Here is a 24,493-nt window from a genome sequence, read left to right as displayed (position 1 = left end):
TAGGGGCAAAAGATCGCCCCAGAGGTTCATTACGGTATCAGTGGTCTGTGCCATCGTAATTGAAGATAGGTAATCCAAGACGATAACGAATAGCAATTAATCGTGCAGCCAGTCCCGCAACAAGCGTAATCAAGATGACGATGTCCGGAGGTAATGGCGTATGTAGTAAAGCAATATAAAGCCAGGCGGCTGCAAAAGAGACACCGGCATAAATCTCTTTTTGGAATACCAGGGGGATGGTATTGCAAAACATATCGCGCAATACGCCACCAAAAACGCCAGTGATGACGGCGGCAATGGCTGCGATGATCGGGCTATAGTGCATATCTAACGCGATTTGTGCACCAATGATGGAGAAGACAATTAAGCCAATTGCATCAAGAATGAGAAACAGACGGCGTAGGTGTTTCATCATAGGGGCAACCCAGATAGTGAGCACGGCAGCACAGGCAACGGTCACTATATATTCTGGATTTTTTACCCAGCCGAGGGGATAGTGCCCCAAAATAATATCACGGACGGTGCCACCACCGATGGCTGTCACGGAAGCAATAATGATAACGCCGAATACATCCATTTTTCGACGACCTGCGGCTAAAGCGCCTGTCATGGCTTCAGCCGTAATACCAATAATGTAAAGGACACTGAGTAGCATAAATTTAATTACATGAAATATAACGTAGAAGTAAAGGGTACTGTTGAAATAATAACGTCTCGACTGAAATTTTTTAGCCAAATTTGAATAAAATTAGTTTTTATTATCCGAAACCTCGCAAAATAAGGTAGTAAAATGGTTTTCAAGGAACGTCAAATTACATTCGATAGCCGTAGCCATCAGATAACTAATATAAATGTTTGGACGCCAGACAGCCAATGGGTGGTATACGATGTTCGTCCTCATGGTGCATCTTTTACCGGTTTAACGATAGAAAAAATTCATGTTAATCATGGGCAAACTGAAGTTATCTATCAGGCAAAGGATGGCGCGCATGTCGGTGTTGTGACTGTGAGTCCGCAAGAGCCAGTGCGTTATGCTTTTATTCATGGCCCGGAAAAACCTGATGAGCAGTGGCAATATGATTTTCATCATCGCCGTGGTGTTATTGTTTCCGATATGCAGCCAAATGTGGCAATTAACATTGATGCCATGGATATTACTCCACCTTATACCGCTGGCGCTTTGCGCGGTGGAACACATGTTCACGTTTTCAGCCCCGATGGCAGCCGCCTAAGTTTTACTTACAATGATCATGTGATGCATGAGTTAGATCCTGCGCTTGATTTACGTAATGTGGCAGTAGCCATCCCTCTGCGAGCTGTAATGCCAGCTAAAAAACATCCAAGGGAATATGGTGGTAGCTATTTTTCAGTTGTAGTTAGCGAGACTACAGCCTACCCGCGCCTTGGAAGTGATGACATCAATCGAGCTTATGAAGAGGGATGGATTGGGCAGCGAGGATATCGCAAAGATAATGGACAATGGCAACGGTGGGCGCTGGCTTTTATTGGGGATACATATACCACCAATGGCGAAAAAATACCGGAAATTTATCTCCTTGATCTACCTGAAAACGACGCTGATTATGCCATTGCGGGTGACCAGCCTTTGGCTGGTACAGAAACAACATTACCAGCACCACCTGCGGGAGTGAAACAGAAACGCTTGACTTTTACGCACGATAATCGCTGGCCGGGAGTGGTGAATGTTCCACGTCATTGGCTAAGAACATCGCCAGATGGCAGTAAAATCTGTTTTCTGATGAAAGATGAAGAGGGGATTGTCCAGTTATGGTATATCTCACCAAATGGTGGTGAGCCAATGCAGATAACTTACAGCAAAAACAGCATACAATCTGCATTTAGTTGGGATAGTCGCGGGCGATTTATTGCCTGTGTCTGTGACAATAGTGTTGTACTCTGTGATAGCCAGACTGGAAAAATGCAGCGTTTAACAGTGCGTACTGATGATGCACCTTCCGCTGATGGGATAGTGATATCACCAGATGATCGTTACGTCGCTTTTATGCGTGATATTGACGGTTACCGACAAATCCTTGTGGTGGAAACAGGGATTAATTGAAACAAAAGGTATAGCAAAATGGGCATTGCGGGTTAATGGTGATGCTTGAATACGCTGATATGCTCCATGTTTTTATTCTAACAATTAAGTATTGTGGTCATCAGTTTTTGGTGTAGGTAGTATGATGATTGGGTTTTTATCGAGTTGTTTTATACGATGCTTAGGAGATTGTTCTGAACTATCTTGATCGGAACGAGCATAATCGTAGGGAAGCAGAAGCGTGTCTAAGAAGGCAGAAAACGGCAGGTCTATTGCAAGCAATGGCTTCATAAGCCATCCCGTTTTGTCATCTTGCAGCATGACAATATTGGCTTTTGCTCCAGCATAATAACCTTGATAGGGACCGCTGTGGGTCATTATGCTGGAACAGCCTGTAACAAGTAGCCATCCTAATGTTGTGGTACATAGTAATAGAAGCACTTTACAATTTTTCATCGTTTCCATGATCTCAATGAGTTAATTTGCCAATGTTTAGATACTTATTCGCTATTAACGCCACTTCTCCAAAGCATAACGGATATAAGCCTTTAATGAGTTTTACCCTTTAATTCTACTTACTATAGTCAGGTAATATTCCGTTTGCTATAGCACTTCTCGCTAAATTTGATAATTTTTTGTGAGGTGAATTTAAATTTCTTTTTTAAGTACAAAGCACACTGTATGTGGTTTAAAACACATAACTTACGGTTAATTCATGCCAATATTTAATTGGTGGCAACGCCATCATTTATGAGGGGGAAGGGAAAATGACTAATTTTCCGGATGATTAACCTTTGGTAAAGGAAGCGGGTCATGAGTGATATTGCACTGACAATGAGCTTGCTAGCACTGTCTGCCGCATTGGGGTTATGGATAGGCAACTGGCGAATACAGGGTATTGGTCTTGGAATTGGTGGGGTTTTGTTTGGTGGGATTATTGTTGGCCATTTTGCCCAGATGTATTCTCTGTCTCTCAGTAATGACATGCTGCATTTTATTCAGGAATTTGGTTTAATTCTGTTTGTTTATACTATTGGTATTCAAGTTGGGCCGGGCTTTTTTTCTTCCCTGCGGGTTTCTGGCCTTAAATTAAATGGTTTTGCTGTCTTGATTGTCATTATTGGTGGATTAGTTGCTGCAATTATTCACAAATTGTTTGGTATTCCTTTGCCTATTATTTTAGGTGTTTTTTCCGGTGCAGTGACAAATACCCCATCTTTAGGAGCAGGGCAGCAAATTCTGGCAGATTTAGGATCTGACTCTTCACTGGTTAGCCAAATGGGTATGGGGTATGCGATGGCTTATCCTATGGGAATTTGTGGTATTTTGCTGGTTATGTGGTTGGTTCGCCTTTTTTTCAGAGTAAGCATTGAACAGGAGGCCAGATCGTTTGATAACCAGAACAATCAGGGGCGAGAACTGCTCCAGACAATGAATATCGCTGTACGTAATCCAAATTTGAATGGATTAATGATGCAGGATATTCCCTTGCTCAATAATAATGATGCAGTGGTATGCTCCCGCCTAAAACGGAAGGATTTGTTGATGGTTCCCCAGCCAACGACTGTGATTCAGAATGGTGATCTGCTGTATCTGGTGGGGCAGCGCGAAGCATTGAATCAGGTTAGGCTGGTCATTGGGGAAGAGGTTGATGTCTCCTTGTCTACTGCTAGTGATCTTTTTCAATCAGTCAGGGTTGTGGTGACGAATGATGAAGTATTGAGCCAGAGACTTGGGGTGCTGAATTTAAAGCAGAAATATGACGTTGTCGTCACACGTCTAAATCGTGCAGGAATTGAACTGGTTGCCAGTAATAATGCCAGTTTACAGTTCGGCGATATCCTGAATATTGTTGGTCGTCCTGAAGCCGTAGAAGGCGTCACAAAACTCTTGGGTAATTCACAGCAAAAACTCCAGCAAGTTCAGATGTTGCCTGTATTTATTGGAATAGGGTTAGGGGTTTTATTAGGTTCGATTCCTCTGTTTATTCCTGGTTTTCCAGCCGCGTTACGCTTGGGATTGGCAGGAGGGCCCTTGGTTATTGCGTTAATTTTGGGACGGATTGGCACGATTGGTAAACTTTATTGGTTTATGCCTCCCAGTGCGAACCTTGCATTACGCGAACTGGGGATTGTTATGTTTCTGGCGGTTGTAGGGCTGAAATCTGGCGGTAATTTTATTAATACACTGGTGCATGGAGAAGGTCTGGCATGGATTGGTTATGGGGTATTGATAACGATAGTCCCTCTGTTAGTCGTGAGCTTGCTGGCACGTATTGTTGTAAAAATGAATTATCTCAGTTTATGTGGGATGCTGGCAGGTGCTATGACAGATCCTCCTGCCTTGGCTTTTGCTAATGGGATTCATACTACCAACGGGGCAGCGGCATTGTCATATGCGACAGTTTATCCATTGGCAATGTTTTTAAGGATTATGTCTCCCCAAATTTTAGCCGTTATTTTCTGGACTTTATGATTTAGCTCATTAAGTATAATTGTTTGATTCATTAAATGTGCTTTAGATCACAGAATACTGTCCAATTGTCCTAATTTAGCTTCAATTTAAGATAGTAGAGGCAATTTAAAGTAAAAAATCCCTGGTTACTCAATTCATTAAAATAAGATATTTCTGGTTAAATAATATGTAGTTCAGGGAGGGTATAAAAACAAGGAGTGTTTTCCTTTCCTATTGTGTATGAAGAATTCTTTTTGGATTCTAATAATTACTGTCCTGTTCGCAGGTAAAAGTCCTCATTATCATCTTGCTCCCTCCTCCTAAAATGAGGGAGCTTTTTTATTTTATTGGCAAGATCAGCGTCCTGCTTCCAGGTGCGCTATCTCAATTTCTTCAGACAGAATACGAACGCCTTCTTCGATCTTCTCAATATCAGGAACATAGTTCATGCGCATACATTGATGGGCATGTGGCCAATCATGTTCCAGTCCTGGAAAGAAGAAATGTCCCGGCACCATCAGCACCTTGCGTTTCTTTAATCGCTGATAAAGCTCTTCTGTCGTGATTGGTAAATCCTTGAACCAGAGCCATAGAAATATGGCACCTTCCGGTTTATGGATAAGGCAGCGATCTTCCGATATATGGCGCCGAATGATTGTAATCACGTTATCTACCCGCTGTTTGTAAAACGGTTGGATAACATTTTGTGACAGACGGAATAGGTCGTTGCGCTTAATCATTTCCAGGGCGATAGCTGGCCCAACTCCCCCAGGAGCCAGACTAATAATGCCATTCATGTTACTGATAGCACTGACGATTTTTTCATTAGCGATAATGATACCGCAGCGGGAACCTGGCAGGCCCAGTTTGGACAGACTCATACACAAAATAATATTGTGATTCCACAGTGGGGTAGCTTCGCTGAAGATAATACCGGGAAATGGCACACCGTAGGCATTGTCTATCAGTAGGGGGATCTGGTGCTGTTGAGCCAGACTATCCAAGCGCAGTAGTTCTTCGTCGGTGATCACGTTGCCTGTTGGGTTGGTAGGACGAGAGACACAAATCAGATTAATGTCTTCGGTAATATTCAGGTGATCGAAATCAACGTGATATTTGAATTGGCCGTTGGGCAGTAATTCAATATTCGGCTTATTAGCGACAAATAATCCTTCATCCAAACCCGAATCCGAATAGCCAATATATTCAGGAGCAAGAGGAAACAAAACACGCTTCATTGAGCCATCGTCAGCGCGACCTGCCAGTAAGTTAAACAGATAGAAAAAGGCGCTTTGGCTGCCATTAGTCAGGGCAATGTTTTGTGGTTGGATATCCCAGCCGAGCTTTTCTCTTAGCTCTTGGGCTAGCGCCGAGATCAAGGTGTTTTTCCCTTGTGGCCCGTCATAGTTGCATAGGGTTTCGCTTAATTGACCGTCTAACGCCATGTCAGTCAATATCTGCTGGAAATACTCATCCATTTCTGGAATATGTGCAGGATTACCGCCGCCTAGCATAATTGCACCAGGCGTTCTCAGACCTTGGTTGAGATCATTCATCAGACGGGTAATTCCCGAATTTTGTGTAAATTTGTTTCCGAATTGCGAAAATTTCATAATGGCGTTAGCGTCTGTTTTTTGCATGAGAAGAAAACACCATACTCCGCTCATTACTAGGGTGCAATGGGGTAAAAGTGTTATTTCTGTTTATTCTTATGCTCTAATTTGAATTTTTCACCACATTAACTTATTTTCGACATAAACAATTTATGAGGTGATCATTTACCAAACCTGCTGCTTGCATAAAAGCATAGCAGGTGGTGCTGCCAATAAATTTAAATCCGCGTTTTTTCAGTGCTTTTGCAAGTGCATCAGAAGTGATAGTTTTAGCAGGAACTTCTGATAAATTTTGCCAGTGATTAATTTGTGGAGAGTTATCAACGAAACTCCAGATAAAAGCGCTGAATTCTTCACCTTGTTCAGCCATTTTTAGGTAAGCGCGGGCATTGTGGATAATCGCATTGATTTTGGCTCGGTTACGCACGATGATAGGTTCTTTCATCAGTCGCTCAACGTCAGTTTCATCCATTTTGGCGATTTTGACCGGATCAAACTGATAGAAACATTTTCTATAGCCTTCCCGTTTTTTCAGGATAGTGAACCAGGATAAGCCTGCTTGTTGTCCTTCCAGACAAATCAGTTCGAAAAGTTGCTGGCTATCTCTCAGGGGGATCCCCCATTCGTTGTCGTGATAGGCCAGATAATCAGGGTCAGATGTTACCCAACCGCAGCGAGTTATTTCTTTGCTCATGAACCGCACTTGCCTGAGATAATGGTTGATAATTACACTAATGTTAGCTGTATAAATATACAAGTAAAGAGACTTGAATAAGATTTTTTTATGTCGCGGAAAAATTGAAGGTGATCAGTGCTGTATATCTTACGTCCAAAGGGTATACTGGCCTCTTTCGTTTAAATTCATATGTATCGCGTGCGGGTTCAACATGCAAAAGTTTGATACCAAAACCTTTCAGGGGCTCATCCTGACATTACAGGATTACTGGGCGCGTCAAGGCTGTACCATTGTCCAACCACTGGATATGGAAGTTGGCGCAGGAACCTCTCATCCTATTACCTGTCTGCGTGCTTTGGGGCCAGAGCCTATTGCCGCAGCTTATGTGCAACCTTCTCGTCGTCCAACTGACGGTCGTTATGGCGAAAACCCAAACCGCCTCCAGCATTACTATCAATTTCAGGTTATCATCAAGCCATCTCCAGATAACATTCAAGAACTCTATCTTGGCTCTTTGAAAGCGTTAGGGCTCGATCCGACTGTTCATGATATCCGCTTTGTTGAAGATAACTGGGAAAACCCAACCTTGGGCGCCTGGGGACTGGGCTGGGAAGTTTGGCTGAATGGTATGGAAGTCACCCAGTTTACTTACTTCCAGCAAGTTGGTGGCCTTGAATGTAAGCCAGTGACTGGTGAGATTACTTACGGGTTGGAACGTCTTGCGATGTATATTCAAGGCGTGGATAGTGTTTACGATCTGGTATGGAGCGATGGCCCGTTGGGTAAAACCACCTATGGTGATATTTACCACCAGAATGAAGTTGAACAGTCTACTTACAACTTCGAGCACGCCGATGTGGATTTCCTGTTTACCTGCTTTGAGCAATACGAAAAAGAGGCACAGGAATTACTGGCGCTGGAAACTCCGCTGCCATTGCCTGCTTATGAGCGTATTTTAAAAGCGGGTCATACCTTCAATTTGCTGGATGCCCGCAAAGCGATTTCTGTGACAGAACGTCAGCGCTATATCCTGCGCATCCGTACCCTGACTAAATCGGTTGCTGAAGCTTATTATGCCTCCCGCGAGGCGCTTGGCTTCCCTATGTGTAACAAGAAATAAGAGGCCATCATGATTCAACAGACTTTCCTTGTGGAAATCGGCACGGAAGAGCTACCGCCAAAGGCGCTGCGTTCATTGGCTGAATCCTTTGCGGCCAATTTTGAGGCCGAACTGAATAACGCCAATCTGGGTCATGGTGAAGTTAGTTGGTTTGCGGCTCCTCGCCGTTTGGCACTGAAAGTAGCAAATTTGGCGGCAGCACAGGCTGATCGTGAAGTTGAAAAGCGTGGCCCTGCGATTGCTCAGGCGTTCGATGCAGAAGGTAAACCAACCAAAGCCGCAGAAGGTTGGGCGCGTGGCTGCGGTATCACCGTTGATCAGGCTGAACGCATGGTCACGGACAAAGGGGAATGGTTGCTCTATCGTGCCCAGGTTAAAGGCCGCGCAGCAAAAGAGCTGCTGGCGGATATGGTGAGCAGTTCTCTGAGTAAGTTGCCGATCCCTAAGCTGATGCGTTGGGGCGATAAACAGACCCAGTTTGTTCGTCCGGTTCATACGGTCACTATGCTGCTGGGCAGCGAAGTGGTTGAAGGCGAAATTCTGGGGATTCAATCGGATCGCATTATTCGTGGTCACCGCTTTATGGGTGAGGCGGAATTTACCATTGAGAAAGCAGAACAGTATCCAGCTATTTTGCAGGAGCGTGGTCGGGTTATCGCAGATTATGAAGCGCGTAAGGCGATGATCAAGCGTGATGCAGAACAGGCCGCAATGCAGCTTGGCGGGGTTGCGGATCTGAGCGACAGTTTGTTGGAAGAAGTGACTTCTCTGGTGGAATGGCCCGTTGTACTGACGGCGAAATTCGAAGAAAAATTCCTGCAAGTTCCTGCTGAAGCGCTGGTTTATACCATGAAAGGTGACCAGAAATATTTTCCGGTTTACGATAAGGCCGGCAAATTGATGGCGAACTTCATCTTTGTCACCAATATTGAATCTTCTGATCCTCAGCAAATTATTTCAGGTAACGAAAAAGTTGTTCGCCCACGTCTGGCGGATGCAGAATTCTTCTTCAAGACAGACCGTAAACAACGTTTGGAAGACAATCTTCCTCGTTTAGAGACCGTTCTATTCCAGAAACAATTGGGCACCTTGCGTGACAAAACTGATCGCATTCAGGCGCTGGCTGGCTGGATTGCGAAAAAAATCGGTGCGGATGTTAATCATGCGACTCGTGCAGGTCTATTGTCCAAATGTGACCTGATGACCAATATGGTGTTTGAATTCACCGATACGCAAGGCGTGATGGGGATGCATTATGCGCGTCATGATGGGGAAGCTGAAGATGTGGCGCTGGCACTGAATGAGCAGTATCAGCCACGCTTCTCTGGTGATGCATTGCCATCAACGGGGGTTTCCTGTGCCGTTGCCATTGCCGATAAAATGGATACTTTGGCGGGGATCTTCGGGATTGGTCAGCATCCTAAAGGGGATAAAGACCCGTTTGCTCTGCGCCGTGCAGCATTGGGAGTTCTGCGCATTATCGTTGAGAAAAAATTGCCTCTTGACCTCCAGACGTTGGCAGAAGAAGCAGTACGTCTGTATGGTGACAAGCTGACCAACAAAAAAGCGGTGGATGATGTGGTTGAGTTTATGCTCGGCCGTTTCCGCGCCTGGTATCAAGAGCTGGGTTATAGCGTTGATACTATTCAGGCGGTGCTGGCACGTCGTCCGACTCAACCGGCAGACTTTGATGCCCGTATGAAAGCGGTTACGCATTTCCGCACCCTGGATGCAGCCGTTTCTCTGGCAGCGGCCAATAAACGCGTTTCCAACATTCTGGCGAAATCAGAAGAACAGTTGAATGACACTGTCCTTGCTTCCGTATTGAAAGCAGCAGAAGAGATCCAACTGGCGACACACCTTGTGGTGTTGAAAGAGAAACTGGCGCCTTTGTTTGCCGAAAGTAACTATCAGGATGCGCTGGTTGAGCTGGCTTCCCTGCGTGAAGTGGTGGATGCGTTCTTCGACAATGTGATGGTTATGGATGAAGACAGTCAAGTCAGGGTCAATCGCTTGACATTATTAAGTGAATTGCGTGACCTGTTCTTGCGTGTCGCAGATATTTCACTGCTCCAGTAATATCTGATTTATTGAGATAGTATAAATCAGTTTAATTGAAAAGCCTTACCTTTTGGGGTAGGGCTTTTTGTGGCCTGTAATAATGTCCATGATATCGTTTACAACGGTTATTTTGGATGGTTTGTCGTCAAACAATCACTTATCTTTAAAAAGGTATTGACGGTTTGTGGCTCTGGCAGTAAGATGCGCTTCGTTTTCGGCGAGTAGCGCAGCTTGGTAGCGCAACTGGTTTGGGACCAGTGGGTCGGAGGTTCGAATCCTCTCTCGCCGACCAGCATTCAGAAACCCCGCTCTTATGAGCGGGGTTTTTTCTTACATGTCAATTAAATAAAATTGTTTACTATTTTCTTACAAGCCCACAATCAGGCATTAATTATTCGAATGCCATATTCCGACAAGACACTATCAGCAGAAACTTGTGTTAACCCTTCCATTTGAGATTGTACATATCAGAGCAAACGGAAATAATAATATTAGAGATAGTTTCTTCATGATCCTTTATCCTATTTTTACATAAAAATTATCAGTCTAATTTTGTTTAGGAACAGTATTGGATTCAATCAACTACGCTATCTACAAAAAATACAATGAGAAATATACTGATTTTGGGATAAAAGATATGGATTATAAGGTCAACATGCCTATAATTTTATATATAATATGGTATGTATAAAAAGTTTACTGTGAAAAATGGGAATATAAAGATGAAATTATTATTTAGTATACTATCTGTATTAGTAATAAGTGTTTCAGGTTGTATTTCAACGCAAAAACCTTTCTCTATGGATTATAAAACAGATAGTGAAACCTTTCACTTAACAAAATCATGTATAGAAATATTTACCCCTGAAGAAAAAAATAATGTTATTTTCATAAAAATAAAAAGAAATACTAATTGCAGTAAATCATTTAATATTTTCTGGAAAAAAAGTGTAGGTAAAAAAGTATCTGTTCTATTTGACAAAAAAATTATACTTAAAGATGTTTACACAAATGCTCCAATAAAAACTGAAAATGGATTTTATCAAGCTGTTGATTCTACCTTATCACTCAAAAAAATAGTTGACTCATTGAACTAATATAAACCTATGGCTTGCTTTCTTATTTACGAAAGAAGCCATAGATTAATTATATCAAAAAATAACAATAAGGAGTTTTAATATGTTAATTCAATTGACTGCCCTATTGAGTGGCTTTTGAAACGAATACGATCTTGACCAGCACCATCATTACCTCTGATCTGATATGAACCTGGTCCCATGGTAGTTACAGTCCTATAACCTCCGTTTGTTGCATATTGAATTTCAACATCAAATGAGGAAGGAGCTTGAGAAATAGTATCGAATGAAACTGTATATGCGTAAGATCCTACATGATTTTCTAATCCAATCCATGGCCCCCATGTTAATGGAGGAGCCCAAGCTGTTGTTCTCATAATAACCTCTAATTTCATTTCTAACACATGATAAAATAATAGAACTTGCTTTATAATATAAAGCAAGGCGGAATAAATAGTCATTACTAGAGCGCTCACAAGATTAATATAGCATGAAAAAAATAGAATAAAACACAAGTTATTTGTAGGAATAAAAAACAAAGATGTTACAAAAATAATTCCAAGACAAAAAACTTAGGTTAAATAAATAAATAAATAAATAAAGTAATGGAACCCATAAATAGTCTGTATTCTGTAACTTATAAGAATTTCAGGTAGTCTTTTAGATTGTCTAAATTATCTATTTTTTTAATCTACATTTATCGAAGTGGTCTAATTATCCTAAAATGGATAGGTGAAAATAACCTATGTAATATGATAATTATCATTTCAGTATTCTATCAATGATGAATTAATAATCTAATGTATTAACTAAATATTTTAATAATTTCATCAATGGACGATAAATGTGAAAACTATTTATATCAATTTAACTTCAAGATGCAGGTTTGTTATGATTTTTTATTCTATATAATCAGTATTATATGAATTTTTAATCATGTATCTTCAAGTTTGTTGAGTATATCCCTTATTTAATGAGTTGAAAATAATCTAGGGCAGATCAGACAGCCTCTTACAAGTGTGTTTTCACTTCGTGCATATTTGCTTGGATAGTCATGCCATTATGATCAATAAGTTAAATTAATAGTCATATCTGTTACTTGAATAAGTAACGTTATGGAATTTGCTTTAACTGGTTATATTTAAATCAATTCTCCTGATTAGATTATATTCTCATCTTATATATTCCCGCCTTTTTTATAAGCCATCCTGCTCATAATTTAAGCATGTGGTCACAAATTCAAAATTATCATAACTAGAGATTAATTCTTTCTGTTTGCTTAATTTTTGGTTAATTTGTCCATTTATTGTGCTTTATGTCATGTTTTTTGACCGTTTTTGTTAATAATTATTTTCTTTTATGTTTTTCTTATGTTTCTGGTGTTGTGTGTGATGATGTTGACGTCAGGCATAACAATTGATTAATTGATAAGCGAAAAATAATAAAACAAGCTAAACATCACAAACGGGGTTCAAGTAATGACAATTTCCAAGAAAAAACAATCCAGTTTGTTAAAACTGGGTATCGGTCTTGTCGCATTGGCTGTTACAGCCAGTATTCAGGCAAAAACGTTGGTCTACTGCTCTGAAGGTTCTCCTGAAGGCTTCAACCCACAGTTATTCACTTCTGGTACAACTTATGATGCAACCTCCAGACAGATCTATAATCGTTTGGTGGATTTTAAAGTAGGTACAACCAATGTCATTCCAAGCCTGGCTGAAAGCTGGGATGTGAGTGACGACGGCAAAGTTTATATCTTTCATTTGCGCAAAGGTGTGAAGTGGCAAAGCAGTAAGGAATTCAAACCTACCCGTGATTTTAACGCTGATGACGTGATTTTTACGTTTATGCGCCAAAAAGATAAAAACCATCCATATCATCAGGTTTCTGGGGGCAGTTATGAATATTTCATTGGTATGGATATGGGAAATATCATCAGCAAAATAGAAAAAGTCGACGATTATACGGTTCGCTTTGTCCTGTCACGCCCTGAAGCACCTTTCATAGCTAATCTGGCGATGGATTTTGCTTCGATTCTGTCTGGAGAATATGCTGATGTGATGATGAAAGCAGGAACTCCCGAGAAAGTTGACCTGAATCCAATTGGTACAGGTCCATTCCAGTTAGTGCAATATCAGAAAGATTCACGGATTCTCTATAAGGCCTTTAAAGATTATTGGGAAGGGCCAGCAAAAATTGACCGTTTGGTATTTTCTATTACTCCTGATGCTTCTGTGCGTTATGCAAAATTGCAGAAAAATGAATGTCAGGTTATGCCGTATCCAAACCCTGCGGATATATCCCGCATGAAGCAGGATAAAAATATTGCATTAATGGAGCAGGCTGGCTTGAACGTGGGTTACCTCTCTTTCAATGTCACCAAGCCACCACTGGATAATGTGAAAGTGCGTCAGGCACTGGCTATGGCAGTAAACAAAGACGCCATCATTGAGGCTGTATATCAGGGTGCAGGGCAGAAAGCGAAAAACCTTATCCCACCTACAATGTGGGGTTATGACACTGATATCAAAGACTACTCCTATGATCCCGTCAAAGCTAAGGAGCTGTTGAAAGAAGCTGGCTTCCCGAATGGTTTCGAAACCGATCTGTGGGCGATGCCAGTACAGCGTCCGTATAACCCGAATGCCCGTCGCATGGCGGAAATGATTCAGGCAGATTGGGCGAAAATTGGTGTTAAGGCCAAGATTGTCAGCTATGAATGGGGTGAATACCTGAAACGAGCCAAAGATGGTGAACCGAAGACCGTGATGATGGGATGGACAGGGGATAATGGCGATCCTGATAACTTCTTCGCAACTCTGTTTAGTTGTGCAGCTAAAGAGCAAGGCTCTAACTATTCAAAATGGTGTTACAAGCCATTTGAGGACGCTATCCAACCAGCGCGCGCAACCGCTGATATTAACGAACGCACGGAGCTTTATAAGCAAGCGCAGGTTGTTATGCATGAACAAGTACCCGCATTGATCATTGCCCACTCCACGGTTTATGAACCAATCCGTAAAGAAGTGAAAGGATATTTGGTTGATCCTCTTGGCAGACACCTTTTCTACCACGTTGATCTCGAATAATTCTTGCTGTTGAGCTGTTGTGATTAACCATCCCCCAGAGCTTTCTGCGGGGATGGTTTCGCTTCTCTGAGGTATTGGTATTTAAAAAGGGAACTCAGGATATGCTGCAATTTATCCTCCGACGTCTAGGGTTAGTGATCCCGACGTTTATTGGTATTACGCTGCTGACTTTCGCGTTTGTGCACATGATACCTGGTGATCCCGTGCTGATTATAGCGGGAGAGCGTGGTATTTCTGCTGAGCGTCATGCCCAATTATTGACTGAAATGGGGTTGGATAAGCCTCTTTGGGAGCAATATTTTCATTACATCAATGGCGTATTGCATGGTGATTTGGGGATCTCGTTGAAAAGCCGCATTCCTGTGTGGGATGAGTTTGTTCCGCGTTTTAAAGCGACTTTAGAACTGGGCATCTGTGCCATGTTATTTGCCATCTCCGTCGGCATTCCGGTAGGGGTATTGGCGGCAGTTAAGCGGGGTTCGGTCTTTGATCACACCGCGATTGGCTTGTCATTGACAGGCTACTCCATGCCAATTTTCTGGTGGGGGATCATGCTGATCATGCTGGTTTCCGTTCACTGGAACTTGACCCCTGTTTCTGGCCGAATCGGTGATAGTGTGTTTATTGATGACAGCAATCCCCTAACGGGTTTTATGCTGATCGATACGCTAATTTGGGGCGAAAAGGGTGATTTCATTGATGCTGTCATGCACATGATCCTGCCTGCCATTGTGCTGGGAACGATCCCGTTAGCCGTCATCGTGCGCATGACACGCTCTTCCATGTTGGAAGTGCTGGGCGAAGATTATATCCGTACTGCCCGGGCAAAAGGGTTGAGCCGTATTCGTGTCATTATCGTTCATGCATTGCGTAATGCTTTATTACCCGTAGTCACAGTGATTGGTCTGCAAGTGGGCATCATGTTGGCAGGTGCCATTTTGACAGAAACAATTTTCTCATGGCCAGGATTAGGGCGTTGGCTGATTGATGCCTTACAACGTCGTGACTATCCCGTAGTACAAGGGGGAGTATTGTTGGTGGCGACCATGATTATTCTGGTCAATCTGGTGGTTGATTTGTTGTACGGCATTGTCAATCCGCGTATTCGCCATAAGAAATAGGAGCACATGATGACTCAAACAACTGAGCCTGTAGTATCGGGTGTGGTATCGGGTGCACCGAAATTAATGACGCCGATACAGGAATTTTGGCACTACTTTAAACGTAACAAAGGCGCAGTGATTGGCCTTGTCTATATTGTCCTGATGCTGCTGATTGCATTATTGGCGGGAGTACTGGCGCCGCACGGTCCGGCAGAACAGTTCCGTGATTCCTTGCTGATGCCTCCGGTATGGCAGGAAGGCGGAAGCTGGCAATTTATTTTTGGTACTGATGATGTTGGACGCGATATTTTGTCCCGCCTAATGTATGGGGCACGCCTTTCATTGTTGGTTGGCTGTCTGGTCGTGGTGATGTCACTCATCATGGGTATCATTCTGGGGGTATTGGCTGGATATTTCGGCGGTGTGGTGGATACCATTATCATGCGTATCGTCGACATTATGTTGGCCTTGCCAAGTCTGCTACTGGCATTGGTGCTGGTGGCGATCTTTGGCCCATCAATTGTCAATGCGTCATTGGCACTGACTTTTGTCGCCTTGCCTCATTATATCCGCCTGACAAGGGCGGCGGTATTGGTGGAAGTTAACCGCGATTATGTGACAGCTTCCCAAGTAGCTGGTGCGGGAGCCATACGTCAGATGTTTATCAATATCCTGCCAAACTGCCTTGCGCCGTTAATTGTGCAAGCGTCATTAGGGTTTTCGAACGCTATTCTTGATATGGCAGCCTTAGGGTTTCTGGGAATGGGGGCACAGCCACCGACCCCCGAATGGGGAACTATGCTGGCCGATGTTTTGCAATTTACCCAGAGTGCGTGGTGGGTTGTGACCTTTCCGGGGCTGGCTATCCTGTTGACAGTACTGGCATTTAACCTGATGGGGGACGGGTTGCGTGATGCACTTGATCCCAAGCTCAAGCAGTAGGGGATTGAGAAATGGCATTATTGAATGTAGACCAATTGTCGGTGCATTTCGGGGATGAAGATGTACCATTCCGCGCCGTTGACCGTATTAGCTACCGTGTTGAGCAGGGAGAGGTTGTCGGCATCGTTGGAGAATCTGGCTCAGGTAAATCAGTGAGTTCATTGGCGATTATGGGGCTGATTGATTATCCGGGCAGAGTTATGGCCGAAAAACTGGAATTCGGTGGCCGTGACCTGACTAAAATTTCAGAAAAAGAGCGCCGTCAGTTGGTGGGTGCGGAAGTGGCGATGATTTTCCAAGATCCGATGACCAGTTTGAATCCGTGCTACACCGTCGGTTATCAGATCATGGAAGCCTTGAAAGTTCATCAGGGTGGCAACCGGAAAACGCGATACCAGCGGGCAATCGACTTATTGACTCAGGTAGGTATCCCTGATCCGGCCTCTCGTCTGGATGTTTATCCGCATCAATTATCGGGAGGGATGAGCCAGCGTGTGATGATCGCGATGGCTATCGCGTGTCGTCCAAAGCTCCTGATTGCCGATGAGCCGACGACGGCTCTGGATGTCACCATTCAGGCGCAAATCATCGAATTGTTGCTGGAATTGCAGCAGCAGGAAAACATGGCATTACTCTTGATCACCCATGATTTGGCGCTGGTGGCGGAAGCCGCTCATCATATTATTGTGATGTATGCCGGACAGGTGGTGGAAATTGGCAAGGCAACGGAAATCTTCCGCGCACCCCGCCATCCTTATACGCAGGCATTATTGCGGGCATTGCCGGAATTTGCGGTGGATAAATCCCGTTTAGCATCATTGGCCGGCGTTGTTCCCGGAAAATATGATCGCCCAATGGGGTGTCTGCTCAACCCCCGTTGCCCCTATGCCAATGAGCGTTGTCGTCAGGACGAGCCGTCATTGCAATCAATGAGAGGGCGTCAGGTTAAATGTCACATGCCACTGAATGATGAGGGGAGGCCGACAGTATGAACATTCCACAAAGCAAGGAACAAGAAAAGGCTACAGCACCTTTACTGAAAGCCACTGAATTGAAGAAATATTATTCGGTGAAAACAGGCTTATTCTCGCATGAACGTATGGTTAAGGCGTTGGATGGTGTCTCATTCGAACTGGAAAAAGGTAAGACGCTGGCGGTTGTCGGCGAATCGGGCTGTGGAAAATCCACATTGGGTCGCCTGCTGACCATGATTGAAAAACCGACTGATGGGGAGCTTTATTATCTGGGGCAAGACCTGTTGGTGCCAAATAAAGAAGCAGAAAAACTTCGTCGCCAGAAAATTCAGATTGTATTTCAAAATCCTTACGCTTCCTTAAATCCCCGTAAAAAAGTGGGACAGATTTTGGAAGAGCCATTGCTGATTAATACCTCACTTACCGCGAGCGAACGCAAGGAAAAAGTCTTGCAGATGATGGAGAAAGTGGGACTAAAACCGGAACATTATGCGCGTTATCCACACATGTTTTCTGGTGGTCAGCGTCAGCGTATCGCTATTGCCCGTGGATTAATGTTAAACCCAGACGTAGTGATTGCAGATGAACCTGTTTCAGCGTTGGATGTCTCAGTGCGAGCGCAGGTTCTGAATTTAATGATGGATTTGCAGCAGGAACTGGGATTATCTTACGTCTTTATATCCCATGACCTCTCGGTCGTCGAACATATTGCTGATGAAGTGATAGTGATGTATTTGGGACGTTGTGTTGAAAAAGGCAGTAAGGAAATGATTTTCAACAATCCGCGCCATCCTTATACACAGGCATTGTTGTCAGCGACGCCTCGCCTTAATCCTGAACTGCGCCGTGAACGTATTAAGCTGACGGGAGAACTGCCAAGCCCGATGAATCCGCCGGCAGGGTGTGCGTTTGCTGCTCGTTGTCGTCGTGCATTTAGCCAGTGTACCCAATTCCAGCCTAAGTTAAAGCAATATGGCGGACAACTGATCGCGTGTTTCGCGGTCGAACAGGATGAAAACCCATCCACCTAATTGTATCTGACTGCGGTATAACGTTAACATCCTCTAAGCGACGAGGCCTTACGATATTTTTGGGTAAGTTGTAGTAGAATCGGTTGTAGTAGATCGTAGTATAAAGGTTATACAATCGCTTTATTGAGTGATACCGTTATATCTCGGTCATTTTCTCTCTTGCATTGCCATTCATCAAAATAAGACGACCTCAAGTAAAATCAAGTATACTCACTCACATTGTTAAGATGTGTTGGTCAGTATTTCTACTATTAGTTTGGTATTGGTTTGGATAAGATGAAATTGCGTGTCAAACGTTCGTTAACCATTAAACAGATGGCCGCAGTGACAGGAGTCACTTTGGTTACCATTGCTATTTTCATCACCATCCAGTTATCTCATCTATTACAGCAGCGGAAAGATGACTATATCAGCCAGCTTAACAATGCGGCTGTGCAAATCCAGACACCTTTGGCAGAAGCATTGTTAAGTTCAGATCTCAATAAAGCGAAAACGCTGTTGATTGGATTGAAGACCTCGGGCATTTTGGGGCGAGCCGACGTGCTATTACCTGATAACGTTCGGGTAATGAGCCTGGATTTTGCAACTCATCGTCCCATATCTGAACTGGCAAAGAAGGTTTTTGGTATTCCCGTTGAGGTCAATATTCCTCTCTATGTTTATGGTGTTTCGCCGAAAACAGCAGAATCACAGGGACACCTTATTTTGCAGGTTGATTCCAATCGAGTGTATCGTTTTGCCTTGAATACACTTGCATTAATGTTGACCACTTATTTATTACTTGCACTTATTCTTACGGTGTCTATAAGCTGGTGCGTAAATCGCATTATCGTCCATCCATTGCGCGATGTTGCGCGGGAATTGAATGAAGAACAGCCGCCAAGGCCTATACCTTGCCCTAAAAGCCATCAGGATGATGAGTTGGGGATGCTGGTAAAAGGCTATAATCGTCAGGTTAATAAGCAGAAAACGCCATCAAAATGAAACCTTACAAGATGAATAATGGTCTAATCCTCGATGATAATATCCAGGTATGACTGATTATCTTAGGTTTTGACGGATAAAATTAAACAGGTAGGGGTAAGTGAAAATGCTGGGCAACAAAATCGGGTATTTTATTGGTGGTGCGATCCTGGCTACGACTTGTTTGGCACAGGCGGAAACCTTGCAACCTGATCCAGCTTGGCAACAAGGTAAACTTGAAAATGGATTCAGTTGGCAAATCTTGCAAACACCACAGCGACCTAATGACAGAATACAGTTGCGGTTATTGGTAAAGACAGGCTCATTGTCTGAGAAAAACCAGCAACGGGGTTATACCTACCTTATTCCTAAAATCGTCTTATCCAGCAGTAAAGATTTATCATCGCAGAAGCTGGAAAATTTATGGCACAATGCGATGGATACTGAAAATCCTTTTCCACCTGCTATTGTTTCATATGATTTCACCCTTTACAGCCTGAGCCTGCCAAATAATCGTGCCGATCTATTGCAAGATGCATTGATATGGTTGTCCGATATTGCAGGTGGTGCGGTATTTACACCAGAGACACTGGCACAGGCCATGAAAGCGGATGCACGTCTTATAACGACTTTTCCATCTGATATCCAAGACCCAGTATGGCGTATGCGCCTGCAAGGTTCAACGCTTATCAACCATGATCCTGGAATGTCTGTATCAATGCCTGTAGATGTAAAAAAAGTCGAAAATTTCTATCATCAATGGTACACACCAGATGCAATAACGCTGTATATCGCAGGGCATGTTGACAACAGATTACTGTCAGAGCGGATTAAACAGGCATTTGCGTCATTGGAGGGAAAACGGCAGACACCAGTGTCCGTTCCTACCTTACTGCCACTGAAAGCAGCAACGATTGGTGTAGTGAGTGATAAGGCCACACAGGATCGTTTATCTTTAACCTGGAATCTGAATTGGTTGCCGATTAACGATTCGGAAACTCTGATTCAGTACTGGTTAAATGACCTGACGCGTGAAGCGCTTTACCGTTACCTGCAACAGGGGCTTAAAGACAAACAAGATGACATGAAATTGGGTCTGGATTGTCGAGTGCTATACCAGCGGGCGAATTGCTCATTAAATATGGATTCCCCTGCGGACAAACTGATGGAGTCCACGCTTTATCTGGCTTTCCAACTGTCATCATTGCGGGAAAATGGATTACCTCAGGAACAATTTGATGAACTCTATGCTCAGAAGCGGAGTCAGCTCCAGCAGCTATTTGCCATGTATGCCCGCACAGATACCGATATTTTGATAAACCAACGTCTGTTGTCACAGCAAAATAATGTGATAGATATTGCCCCTGAACAATTCCAGCGGTTAAGACAAGCGTTTTTATCCTCCCTGACACCACAACTTTTAAATAAAAAGCTGCAAGAGATGTTGTCTCAAGAAATCTCTTTTATTCTGGTGCAACCAAAAGGTGAAGCGACGATTGATGTTAATCAAATCAAAAATAGCTTTAACCAAATTATGAGACCGGGGCCACAGCCGGAGAAACCGAAAGAGCCTAAAACAGTAAACGATAGGGAGTAAGAGGGTAAACGGGAGCTTTGGTTTCATTCCCCCGTAATATTTGGGCATTACCCTCGAGACTCTTTTCAAAACACATCTCAGGGGGTTAATAACTTATGCCTGACTTTTCCCGCAGAAAGATATTACAAGCGACTGCGATCGCAGCAGCGAGTTCATTACTGCCCGCTTCGATTCGCAAGGCTCTAGCCATACCCGCCAATAACCGTACTGGTACTATTGATGATGTAGAACATGTGGTGATTCTGATGCAGGAAAACCGCTCCTTCGACCATTATTTCGGCACGTTGCCTGGCGTACGTGGCTTTAGCGATCGCATCACCATTCCACTCTCCGGTGGTCGCAACATTTGGCAGCAGCAGGGAAATGAGCGGCTGGTCTTGCCTTATTACCTGGACAGTCGACGCGGTAATGCACAGCGGGCTGGAGATACGCCTCATACCTGGAATGATGAACATTTCGCCTGGGACAATGGCCGTATGAGTGCCTGGCCAACCTATAAAACGACAACCTCAATGGGCTATTACTGCCAGACCGAGCTGCCGTACCAGTTTGCTTTGGCCAACGCCTTCACCTTGTGTGATGCATACCATTGTTCGATCCATGCAGGAACCGATCCCAATCGTCTGTTCCACTGGACCGGCACTAACGGTCCCAGTGCCGCTAACGTTGCCGCAGTGATCAACGAATGGGACTCTCCCGGCCCTCCAGAAGAAGGATATACATGGAAAACTTACCCGGAACGACTGGAGGAGAGCGGCATTAGCTGGAAAATTTATCAATACCTGCCGGACAACTACGGTGATAACCCGCTGGCCGGTTTCCGCCAGTACCGTGCCGCCAGCGTCGAGGCCGGTAATCCGGCACAGCCACCGGAAGGTTTCCACGATTTTGTACCTTACAGTGATGAACTTAACGAGAAAATTCCACTGTACAAGGGCAACGGCAATACTCTGCCGGCTGCCAGTGGTGACGATCTGGAGACGATACTGGCCGGATTCCGCGACGAGGTGAAGAAGGGCAGGTTGCCACAGGTAAGCTGGATAGTCGCACCGGCGGCCTATTGTGAGCACCCAGGGCCTTCCTGCCCTGTACAGGGGGGCTGGTTCATTCAGGAGATCCTCAATGCGCTGACAGATGACCCGCAGGTGTGGAGCAAAACGGTATTGCTGGTGAATTTCGATGAGAATGATGGTTTCTTTGACCACATTCCTTCACCCTCCGCGCCATCGCTACGGGAAGACGGTAGTTTCGCCGGCAAGTCCACGCTACCCTTCGACACCGAAATTTTCCAACACGTAGCCCCAGAGGGATCGAAGGAGCAGCTACCGCCAGACGGGCGTATTTATGGTCCTGGACCGAGAGTACCGATGCTGATCCTGTCGCCCTGGAGTCGCGGAGGTTGGGTTAACTCACAGGTATTCGACCACACCTCAGTCCTGCAATTTTTGGAAAAACGCTTCCGGGTATGCGAGCCGAATATCAGCGCCTGGCGGCGTGCAGTGTGCGGTGATCTCACTTCAGCGTTCAACTTTGTCAATCCCAATAGTGAAGTGCCCCATTTGCCTGCCATCACGCGACAGACAGCAGACAACCTGCGCCGGAGCCAGGAGGCGTTACCACGGGTGCCGTTACCGGAGGTTGGAAAGCAGCAATTGCCGTATCAACGGCGACGGATTCGCCCGTCCCGCGCGTTGCCTTACCGACTTAATGTTGAAGTCGCGGCTTATCCTGATAAGGGTTTACTGACACTGAGTTTTCACAATACGGGCGAACAGGGTGTGGTATTCCACGTTTACGATAAGCTACATCTGGATGAGATCCCGCGGCGTTATACCGTTGAAGCAGGTAAGTCGCTCAGTGATGACTGGCTGACGGCAGATAACTATGATCTCTGGTTGCTAGGACCCAACGGTTTTCACCGTGCTCTGAGCGGTTCACTGACACAGCGGCAGCCAGAAGTGAGTCAAATCATGAATGATACCTGCCTGCAACTGGAACTGAACAATCCGGGTGACAAAACGGTGGAGATCATCATAAAACGCTGCCCTTATACATTGCAGGGACCGTGGCGCATTGAAATGCCAGCGGGAAGCTGTCACAGCCAGACTTTTGACACCCGCATCAGTGGGGGCTGGTACGATATTTCACTGGCAGGGCCGAAAGGATGGCACCGCCGCTTGGCTGGCAGACTGGAAAACGGTGAGCACAGCATCAGTGATCCGTTGATGGGAAAGGAATAAGATAATCGCCCCTGATATGCAAAAAACGGAAAATGGATTCTATCTATCGTCTTAAGGGGCGGTTTAACCCGCCCCGATTTAAATAATTAATGTTTTCTGAAACCATTAATTTATTTCTTCGCGGCAGCCCGTAACTCAGTCACGTTTTTGCCACCAATTCCCCAATTATCTGTTTCTACTTCATCAATGATCACAAAAGTCGTTGCCGGGTTTTTCCCAAGCACGTCTACCAGCAATTGGGTTGCACCTTCAATCAGTTGTTTTTTCTGCTCAGCGGTTGCGCCTTCACGGGTAATTCTGATGTTCACAAATGGCATAAAAATGACTCCTTTTTTGGTTTGTTATATACAAGTGGGTACAGCAAAAAAACAGTTTTACTTATTGGTATGTTTACTTGGCTTTCTCCTCTTCCACGGTTGCGATCCAGGCGGCGCAAAACAGTGTCAGACGGGCAAAGAAATAGAAGAATGCCATTAAGCCAATCACCGAGCCAAAAGCAGCACCAGAAGGGGAGCTGGCAAGGCGTGGCAACATCATGGTCATAATATATTTAATAACTTCAAATCCAATAGCAGCCATTAGAGTGCCTTTAAACAGAGCTTTTCTTTCAGGGCGATGACGCGGCAAGATCCACAATATCCAAAGGAATAACAAATAATTGGCTGAAATGGAAATAGTCATACCAATTGATGTCCATGCCGGCCTGAGCCATTCTATGCCTTCCAGTCCGAGAGCGTGGACTATAGTGGCTTGAGCAGAGCCCGCTATGGAAGTCAGTGAAAGGGTGATGACCAACGCAAATAGCAGACCGAATAAGGAGAAAAAGTCGCGAATATATTGGAAATAAATTTTCTCTTTATCTTCATGATTGCGTTCCCAAACATCCCTGGATTGGGCGAGTATTGCCTCGCGTAAATTTCCGACCCAGTTCATACCTGAATAAAGTGCGATCGCCAAACCGGTCAATCCCACCGTTGTTCTTTGGTTGATTGCTGTGTCTACGCTGTTTTTCAGGGTGTTGGCGAGAGCGGGATCACTGATGCTGTTGGCGATGCCATTGATCAAACGTGCCAGTAAGTCAGGATTAGAGGCCAGCACAAAACCTGCGACGGCAAAAGAGAGCATCAGGATTGGGATTAAGGATAGAAACGAGAAATAGGTGATGGCAGCACCAAATTGGCTACCCATTCGGTCGTTGAAACGTTGTGCTGCCCTAATGAAGTGGGCAATAAAAGGAATGCGGCGGATGGCATTGCCAATACGGATGGTTACGGAAAGTGCTTTTTTACTGCCATATAGCCCTTTCTCTAATGGTGTAAGATCCTTCCCTGTATTGAGTTGTTCCCTTTTTGCATGGTTACCTGGCATTACATCCCCTGACGAAAAAATATATATGCGAAAAAAGAGTAACAGGCAAAATGAAAAAGGCAACTGATCAGAGAACGTGAAAAAGTACGATAGCCTTATATGGCTACCGTACAGAAGATCAGTCGTT

Annotated in this window: 20 protein-coding genes and 1 tRNA gene; 14 read left to right on the top strand and 7 right to left on the bottom strand. The window is 44.3% G+C overall.

Going from position 1 to position 24,493, the window contains the following annotated elements; translation table 11 throughout:
• Positions 1-37: 37 nt before the first annotated feature.
• The gene (locus Xentx_RS09930; protein WP_074020083.1) at positions 38-655 is read right to left on the bottom strand and encodes a trimeric intracellular cation channel family protein; all 618 of its coding nucleotides are present in this window, start codon (positions 653-655) and stop codon (positions 38-40) included.
• Positions 656-790: 135 nt separating this feature from the next.
• On the opposite strand from Xentx_RS09930, the gene Xentx_RS09925 reads away from it, so the two are divergent.
• On the top strand, positions 791-2,080 hold the full coding sequence (locus Xentx_RS09925) for a YidR family protein (RefSeq protein WP_074020082.1): 1,290 nt from the start codon (positions 791-793) through the stop codon (positions 2,078-2,080).
• Positions 2,081-2,164: 84 nt separating this feature from the next.
• On the opposite strand, the gene Xentx_RS09920 is transcribed toward Xentx_RS09925, so the two are convergent.
• The gene (locus Xentx_RS09920; protein WP_074020081.1) at positions 2,165-2,515 is read right to left on the bottom strand and encodes a YceK/YidQ family lipoprotein; all 351 of its coding nucleotides are present in this window, start codon (positions 2,513-2,515) and stop codon (positions 2,165-2,167) included.
• Positions 2,516-2,872: 357 nt separating this feature from the next.
• Between Xentx_RS09920 and Xentx_RS09915 the strand changes: the two genes are divergently transcribed.
• Positions 2,873-4,534 carry a putative transporter gene (locus Xentx_RS09915; RefSeq protein WP_074020080.1) on the top strand — a complete coding sequence of 554 codons (1,662 nt, stop codon included), beginning with the start codon at positions 2,873-2,875 and terminating at the stop codon, positions 4,532-4,534.
• 335 nt (positions 4,535-4,869) lie between these two features.
• On the opposite strand, the gene Xentx_RS09910 is transcribed toward Xentx_RS09915, so the two are convergent.
• Both Xentx_RS09910 and Xentx_RS09905 read right to left on the bottom strand, forming a co-directional pair.
• Positions 4,870-6,126 (bottom strand): valine--pyruvate transaminase, encoded by a 1,257-nt coding sequence (locus Xentx_RS09910; protein ID WP_074020126.1) that lies wholly within the window; start codon positions 6,124-6,126, stop codon positions 4,870-4,872.
• 130 nt (positions 6,127-6,256) lie between these two features.
• Positions 6,257-6,820: a DNA-3-methyladenine glycosylase I gene (locus Xentx_RS09905; RefSeq protein ID WP_074020079.1), complete on the bottom strand. Its 564-nt coding sequence runs from the start codon at positions 6,818-6,820 to the stop codon at positions 6,257-6,259.
• 193 nt (positions 6,821-7,013) lie between these two features.
• On the opposite strand from Xentx_RS09905, the gene glyQ reads away from it, so the two are divergent.
• The 4 genes from glyQ to Xentx_RS09885 all read left to right on the top strand — a co-directional run bounded on the left by glyQ (position 7,014) and on the right by Xentx_RS09885 (position 11,080).
• Positions 7,014-7,922, top strand: coding sequence for a glycine--tRNA ligase subunit alpha (glyQ, locus tag Xentx_RS09900; protein ID WP_074020078.1), 909 nt, complete (start codon positions 7,014-7,016; stop codon positions 7,920-7,922).
• Between the two features lie 9 nt (positions 7,923-7,931).
• The gene (gene glyS, locus Xentx_RS09895; protein ID WP_074020077.1) at positions 7,932-10,001 is read left to right on the top strand and encodes a glycine--tRNA ligase subunit beta; all 2,070 of its coding nucleotides are present in this window, start codon (positions 7,932-7,934) and stop codon (positions 9,999-10,001) included.
• A 197-nt stretch (positions 10,002-10,198) separates the two neighbouring features.
• Positions 10,199-10,275, top strand: a tRNA-Pro gene (locus tag Xentx_RS09890).
• 430 nt (positions 10,276-10,705) lie between these two features.
• Positions 10,706-11,080: a hypothetical protein gene (locus tag Xentx_RS09885; protein WP_074020076.1), complete on the top strand. Its 375-nt coding sequence runs from the start codon at positions 10,706-10,708 to the stop codon at positions 11,078-11,080.
• Between the two features lie 77 nt (positions 11,081-11,157).
• Here the strand turns inward: Xentx_RS09885 and Xentx_RS09880 are convergent, their stop codons facing one another.
• The gene (locus tag Xentx_RS09880; protein ID WP_244149849.1) at positions 11,158-11,520 is read right to left on the bottom strand and encodes a colicin Z C-terminal domain-related protein; all 363 of its coding nucleotides are present in this window, start codon (positions 11,518-11,520) and stop codon (positions 11,158-11,160) included.
• A 1,017-nt stretch (positions 11,521-12,537) separates the two neighbouring features.
• Between Xentx_RS09880 and dppA the strand changes: the two genes are divergently transcribed.
• From dppA to Xentx_RS09840, 8 genes are all read left to right on the top strand, one after another.
• Positions 12,538-14,148: a dipeptide ABC transporter periplasmic-binding protein DppA gene (gene dppA / locus Xentx_RS09875; protein WP_074020075.1), complete on the top strand. Its 1,611-nt coding sequence runs from the start codon at positions 12,538-12,540 to the stop codon at positions 14,146-14,148.
• A 101-nt stretch (positions 14,149-14,249) separates the two neighbouring features.
• Entirely contained in the window at positions 14,250-15,269 is a 1,020-nt protein-coding gene (gene dppB, locus Xentx_RS09870) for a dipeptide ABC transporter permease DppB (RefSeq protein ID WP_074020074.1), read from the top strand.
• 9 nt (positions 15,270-15,278) lie between these two features.
• Positions 15,279-16,193, top strand: coding sequence for a dipeptide ABC transporter permease DppC (gene dppC / locus Xentx_RS09865; RefSeq protein WP_074020073.1), 915 nt, complete (start codon positions 15,279-15,281; stop codon positions 16,191-16,193).
• An 11-nt stretch (positions 16,194-16,204) separates the two neighbouring features.
• Entirely contained in the window at positions 16,205-17,185 is a 981-nt protein-coding gene (gene dppD, locus Xentx_RS09860; protein WP_074020072.1) for a dipeptide ABC transporter ATP-binding protein, read from the top strand.
• The gene (gene dppF / locus Xentx_RS09855) at positions 17,182-18,198 is read left to right on the top strand and encodes a dipeptide ABC transporter ATP-binding subunit DppF (RefSeq protein WP_074020071.1); all 1,017 of its coding nucleotides are present in this window, start codon (positions 17,182-17,184) and stop codon (positions 18,196-18,198) included. The genes dppD and dppF overlap by 4 nt, the downstream gene beginning before the upstream one ends.
• Before the next feature lie 276 nt (positions 18,199-18,474).
• Positions 18,475-19,182, top strand: a complete 708-nt coding sequence (locus Xentx_RS09850; RefSeq protein ID WP_074020070.1) for a HAMP domain-containing protein — start codon at positions 18,475-18,477, stop codon at positions 19,180-19,182.
• 106 nt (positions 19,183-19,288) lie between these two features.
• A complete protein-coding gene (locus Xentx_RS09845; protein ID WP_074020069.1) occupies positions 19,289-20,758 on the top strand; it encodes an insulinase family protein in 1,470 nt (489 codons plus the stop codon).
• Positions 20,759-20,853: 95 nt separating this feature from the next.
• Positions 20,854-22,998: a phosphocholine-specific phospholipase C gene (locus Xentx_RS09840; RefSeq protein ID WP_074020068.1), complete on the top strand. Its 2,145-nt coding sequence runs from the start codon at positions 20,854-20,856 to the stop codon at positions 22,996-22,998.
• A gap of 110 nt (positions 22,999-23,108) precedes the next feature.
• Here Xentx_RS09840 and Xentx_RS09835 read toward each other — a convergent pair whose 3' ends face one another.
• On the bottom strand, positions 23,109-23,315 hold the full coding sequence (locus Xentx_RS09835) for a 2-hydroxymuconate tautomerase family protein (protein ID WP_045957420.1): 207 nt from the start codon (positions 23,313-23,315) through the stop codon (positions 23,109-23,111).
• Positions 23,316-23,388: 73 nt separating this feature from the next.
• Positions 23,389-24,366, bottom strand: coding sequence for an inner membrane protein YhjD (gene yhjD, locus Xentx_RS09830; RefSeq protein ID WP_074020067.1), 978 nt, complete (start codon positions 24,364-24,366; stop codon positions 23,389-23,391).
• Positions 24,367-24,493 lie beyond the last annotated feature (127 nt).

Origin of the sequence: Xenorhabdus thuongxuanensis, assembly GCF_001908095.1 — a bacterium.
GTDB classification, from domain to species: Bacteria; Pseudomonadota; Gammaproteobacteria; order Enterobacterales; family Enterobacteriaceae; genus Xenorhabdus; species Xenorhabdus thuongxuanensis.
This window is presented reverse-complemented; position numbering and strand designations above follow the sequence as displayed.